The organism is Homoserinimonas sp. (assembly GCF_056262345.1).
Map to the genome: position 1 here is coordinate 1 of NZ_JBACFR010000300.1, position 4,775 is coordinate 4,775.

A 4,775-nucleotide genomic window follows, 5' to 3' on the forward strand; every position below is an offset into this window, starting at 1 on the left:
CTGCCTCTTCAGCGGTCGAACGGCGGGCCGCGCCGCCGCAGCGCAGTAGCCGTCCGGCGCGCCGCTCGCGGGGCGCACGAAGGGCCCGGCGGCTCCGCCGGGCCCTTCTGTGTGCGCGCTTAGACGATTGCGGCCCGGAGAGCAGCTGCGGCCGCTCCGACATCGGGAGCACCATAGATGGCGCCGCCCGCTACGGCGACCTGCGCGCCGGACTGCTGAACCGAAGCGATCGTCGAAACAGTGATGCCACCGGCCACCGAGAACGGCACACCAGAGCTTTCGCCGTCCCGCAGCAGCGTGGAGAACGTGAAGCCCTCTTCTGCCTGCTCGTCGAGACCGGCGTGCATCTCCACGAACTCGACACCAAGGGCGACGACCTCCTTGGCCCGGGCGGGCTTGTCGGCCACGCCGATGAGGTCAACGACGACACCCTTGCCGTGCTTCTTAGCCGCTGCGACGGCACCGACGATGGTGCTGTCGCCCGCCGCACCGAGCACGGTCACGAGGTCGGCACCGGCGGCGAATGCGATGTCAGCCTCGAGCTCGCCAGCATCCATGGTTTTGAGGTCGGCGAACACGATCTTGTCAGGGTGCGCCGCCTTGATGGCCGTGATGGCCGAGAGGCCTGCGCTCTTGATGAGCGGGGTTCCCAGCTCAAGGATGTCAACGTAGGGCGCCGCAGCTGCGGCGAGTTCGAGGGCTGCCTCGGTGGTGAGGGTGTCCATGGCGAACTGCAGTTTCATGTGGTTCTTTCTGTTCGGTTGTTGCTGGGCTTGTCGTTCTGGCTTTGCGGCGAAGCGGAGGAGGCCTATTCGATGTTGGCGTGGCGTGGCCACAGCTCGTCGGCGCTGGCACCGGAGCGCATCCACAGGGCATGAAATAGCGCATCGCCGAACACGACGACGGTCTGCTCGAACAGGCTCCCCGCATATTGGGCGGATGCTTCTCCCGTCCTGTCGAGCTTTGCCGCCGCAGGCACGGTGATCGTGGCTGCCGCGAGGGAGGCGAGAGGGGAATCGGGATCCGTCGTGATTGCGGCGACTACGGCCCCGGCAGCAACCGCCGTCTGCGCCGCACGGACAATGCCGCCCGTCGTTCCCGAACCGCTTGCCGTGAGCAGAAGGTCTCCCCTACTGATCGCCGGGGTCGTGACCTCACCGACGACGTGGACCTCAAGGCCGAGGTGCATGAGGCGCATCGCGGTCATGCGAAGCGCCAGACCCGAGCGCCCAGCGCCCAGAACGAAGACACGGGGCGCCCCCGCGACCAGCTCAACAAAGCCAGCGAGGGCAATCGGGTCGGCGTGAACGAGGTGATCTACGACGGAATCGAGTTCACGAGCGATGCGGGCGAGGGAGTATCCGACGCCGGTTTGCATGACATCCATTGCTCTATCGTTGGGCCTCCTCCGGATTGAGCACCCCACCCATGAGTCCAGTTTTTGCTACCCGAATGGGTAGTGCGCTCTACCCGGGTAGGTTCAAGGTATGAGCGCCGACGCCGAAGTCCCTACCCCCGCATCCCGCCGCCTTGTGCTCGACCACGCTCGAGTGGTTGCAGAGCAGGCTGATCGGCACGCCGTCACACTCGAATCCATGCTCGCGATCCTGCGCTCAACACGCCTGGACGACACGGCCGCCCGCACGATGGCGATCGACCTTGCCGCGACGGCGCTCGTGGGGCTTCGCATGGCCACCGACCAGCAACGAACAAGCCTGCTCGAACCTGTCGTCGGTGCGTTCGCTCGGCTACGAAACGACCTGCGACCGCTCGTGCGATTCGGCGACCTCGAGGTGCAATTCGTGGAGCCGCCGACAACGGGGCGCGCCCTACCGGGAGCTGTGGCCCATGCTGCTCGAGCGATCGTGCGCAGCGCCGTCTTGGCGTTCGTCGATAAGGGTGAAACCACAAAAGTGCGGATTCAATGGGACTGCGACGGGCTCAATCTGCTGATCGGCATCCGCGACGACGGCCAGGGTGATCTCACGGCGAAGGACGATTCGCTCAGGCCCATCGCCGAACGGGTCAGCGCCCTGGACGGCACCCTCTCGGTTTCGGCGACTCCCGGCTGGGGCTCGTCGCTCGACATCCGGTTGCCCCTCGACCCGCCAGCGGAGCCGGAACCGCTCGTCGACGCCGTCGCGTTCCCCGCCCGCGAACGCGAGGTTCTCAAGCTCGTTGTTGCGGGTGCCCGCAACAACACGATTGCGGAACAACTGGGCATCAGCGGCAACACGGTCAAGTTTCACGTGTCGAATCTGTTGCGCAAAACAGGGGCAACCAGTCGAGCCGAACTCGCTGCGCTCGCCCGCAGCTAGCGCTGCAGAGTCCAGCCTCTGCGACGAACTAGGGTGTGGCCGCGCGGGGTGCTCAGGCGCGTCCAGGGACCGGTTTCGAAGACAGCAACGGGCCCTGCATCGATGAACCCCAGGCTGTATGCCGCAAATGCGGCGCCGGCCGGAACATATTCGAGCCCGGGAATGCCACGGCTCCAGACCTCGGAGCGCACCCGGTTGACGATCTGCTCTCCCGTACTCGACGGGATCGTTTCGGCGACCTCGGCGATGCCGGCTCTCGCGGTCGACTCCAGAAGCGCTCCGTCGGTGTGCGGCAAGGCGCGCCAGCCGCCCTTCGGAGGCGAGATTGCCGCCCACGTCGCCGTGTTCACTTGCATCGGCAGCCCAACCGTGACCGGGGCATCCCGATCCCGATCCTGACCCTGCAAACGGACGATGCGCTCCGCGAGTGAACGGATGGGCACAACGGCGTCGAAGGGGCCGCCGTCGCTGAGGGCGAACGTTCGAAGGCCGAGCACGGTCGGGCTCTCGTCGAGGAGCCCGTGCGGAAAAATCACGCCGACGTAGACCGCTAGCACCCCGGAACCGGCAATTAGGCGCACGGAACCGTTCTCCACCCGGCCCGCGCGGGTCAAAAAGACCTGCAGGTCGTCGAGGGAGAGGGAATCGGTAAGGGTGAAGTTCTGGCTCATCTGCAATCTAAACTACCTAGTATCGGCGGGCCTTTTCTCCACTTTGACTCGCTCCACGTATTGCGCCGGGGAGGCTCCATGTCTGTTGCACCGCTCGAAGGCCTTTTGGCCACCCTCGATCTCACCGATACCGGCGCCAGAACGAGCAAGGACATCTTCACCGGCAAGAGTCAGTGGCAGCCCGGCGGGCGCGTATTCGGCGGGCAAGTAATCGCCCAGTCGCTCGTGGCTGCCATGAACACCGTGGAGGACGATCGGGTACTGCACTCGATGCACGGGTACTTCTTGCGGCCCGGCGACGCGTCTAAGCCCATCACTTTCTCGGTCGCGCGCATCCACGATGGGCGTTCGTTCTCCGCTCGTGGGGTCCAGGCCTATCAAAACGGCGAACCCATCCTCTCGCTCATCAGCTCATTTCAGACCCAGGTGGCGGGCCTCGAGCACCAGATGGACATGCCGAGTGACATTCCCGACCCCGAGTCGCTCCCCCACGTTCGCGAGGTGCTCGCCGGAATCGAACACCCCATCGCCAGGAACTGGGCAGAGAACCGGCCATTCGATCTGCGGTTCGCTCCCTCCCCCATCTTCTTATCCGTCGAGGGCGAGCACACTGAGCACCAGGCCGTGTGGCTCAAAGCGGTGGGCACAATGCCCGACGACCCCAATCTGCACCGCGCAGCTCTCGCCTATGCCAGCGACTTTTCGCTGCTGGAGCCGATACTTCGACGACACGGGGTCGCCTGGATCACCCCCGGTCTCAAGGTCGCAAGCCTCGACCACGCCATGTGGTTTCACCGTTTTTCTCGTGTCGACGAATGGCTTCTCTACGTGCAGCAGTCCCCCAACGCTATCGGCGGGCGAGGCCTCTCTTCCGGTCGCATTTACACCCGCGATGGCATGCTGGTCGCCACGGTGGCTCAAGAGGGAATGGTTCGAGTACCGAACCCCAGCGAGTTCGACTAACCACTGCCGCTCCAGCCCCGGTGAATCTTGCTCAACTCGGCGAACTCCCAGTTTGTGGCTATGGTGTTTAACGGTTCGCTTCGCTCTGACCCTTCAGAAGCGCCGGACTGACCCAACATCTAGGCCGCGAACGTGGCCGGTTGCATCCCCGATGCGGCCGACCGCGAGCGTATGGTCGTCTGGTGGCGGGCCCGCCCCACGGCGAGGCTCCCTCGCTGCATCTCTTTATTACAGCCCCGATGCAGGGTTGCACCAGAGACCCGGACCGTAACCGAAGCACGAACCTGTCGCCGCCACGCGGTGACCTGTGGTCGTCGCCAGGACAACGTGACCGAAAGTATTGCAGTCAAGGCCGAGCACCTTTATAAGGTGTTCGGAAAGAAATCCAGCGAGGCCGTTTCACAGCTAAAAAACGGTGCATCTCGTGCAGACGTGAGCTCGTTTGGAACAGCAGCGGTAATCGATGCCTCATTCGAGGTGAAGCAGGGTGAGATTTTTGTTGTCATGGGCCTCAGTGGCTCCGGCAAGTCGACCCTCATTCGCATGCTCAATGGGCTACTCGATGTGACTTCCGGGTCAGTGACCATCAACGGTCTGCCCACGACAGGGATCTCAGGCAAAGCGTTGCGCACCGTCCGCCGCAGCAGCGTGTCGATGGTCTTCCAGCACTTCGCCCTGCTCCCCCACCGAACCGTTCTTGACAACGTGGCCTACGGCCTCGAAATTCAGGGCGTGCGCAAGGCCAAGCGCCTCGAACTCGCTCGCAAGACCATCCAGCTGGTTGGTCTTGGTGGGTGGGAAGACTCACTGCCCTCAGAACTCT

General features: G+C 64.3%; 6 protein-coding genes. 3 read left to right on the plus strand and 3 right to left on the minus strand.

Features of this window, described 5'->3' with window-relative positions; translation table 11 throughout:
• Positions 1–119 precede the first annotated feature (119 nt).
• Complete coding sequence (hxlA, locus tag AC062T_RS13595; RefSeq protein WP_476030889.1) at positions 120–743, minus strand: 3-hexulose-6-phosphate synthase; 624 nt, start codon at positions 741–743, stop codon at positions 120–122.
• Positions 744–808: 65 nt separating this feature from the next.
• Entirely contained in the window at positions 809–1,387 is a 579-nt protein-coding gene (hxlB, locus tag AC062T_RS13600; protein WP_476030891.1) for a 6-phospho-3-hexuloisomerase, read from the minus strand.
• Positions 1,388–1,487: 100 nt separating this feature from the next.
• Here hxlB and AC062T_RS13605 point away from each other — a divergent pair, with 100 nt between their 5' ends.
• On the plus strand, positions 1,488–2,318 hold the full coding sequence (locus AC062T_RS13605) for a helix-turn-helix transcriptional regulator (RefSeq protein WP_476030893.1): 831 nt from the start codon (positions 1,488–1,490) through the stop codon (positions 2,316–2,318).
• Here the strand turns inward: AC062T_RS13605 and AC062T_RS13610 are convergent.
• Positions 2,315–2,989 carry a DUF8185 domain-containing protein gene (locus AC062T_RS13610; protein ID WP_476030895.1) on the minus strand — a complete coding sequence of 225 codons (675 nt, stop codon included), beginning with the start codon at positions 2,987–2,989 and terminating at the stop codon, positions 2,315–2,317. The genes AC062T_RS13605 and AC062T_RS13610 overlap by 4 nt on opposite strands.
• A gap of 78 nt (positions 2,990–3,067) precedes the next feature.
• Here AC062T_RS13610 and AC062T_RS13615 point away from each other — a divergent pair, with 78 nt between their 5' ends.
• Positions 3,068–3,952, plus strand: a complete 885-nt coding sequence (locus AC062T_RS13615) for an acyl-CoA thioesterase (protein ID WP_476030897.1) — start codon at positions 3,068–3,070, stop codon at positions 3,950–3,952.
• A 327-nt stretch (positions 3,953–4,279) separates the two neighbouring features.
• A partial coding sequence (locus AC062T_RS13620; protein ID WP_476030899.1) for an ATP-binding cassette domain-containing protein occupies positions 4,280–4,775 on the plus strand: 496 nt, incomplete at its 3' end.

Coding starts and splice junctions, on each gene's coding strand:
- hxlA (WP_476030889.1), bottom strand. CDS start 743: ATGAAACTGCAGTTCGCCATGGACACCCTCACCACCGAGGCAGCCCTC.
- hxlB (WP_476030891.1), bottom strand. CDS start 1,387: ATGGATGTCATGCAAACCGGCGTCGGATACTCCCTCGCCCGCATCGCT.
- AC062T_RS13605 (WP_476030893.1), top strand. CDS start 1,488: ATGAGCGCCGACGCCGAAGTCCCTACCCCCGCATCCCGCCGCCTTGTG.
- AC062T_RS13610 (WP_476030895.1), bottom strand. CDS start 2,989: ATGAGCCAGAACTTCACCCTTACCGATTCCCTCTCCCTCGACGACCTG.
- AC062T_RS13615 (WP_476030897.1), top strand. CDS start 3,068: ATGTCTGTTGCACCGCTCGAAGGCCTTTTGGCCACCCTCGATCTCACC.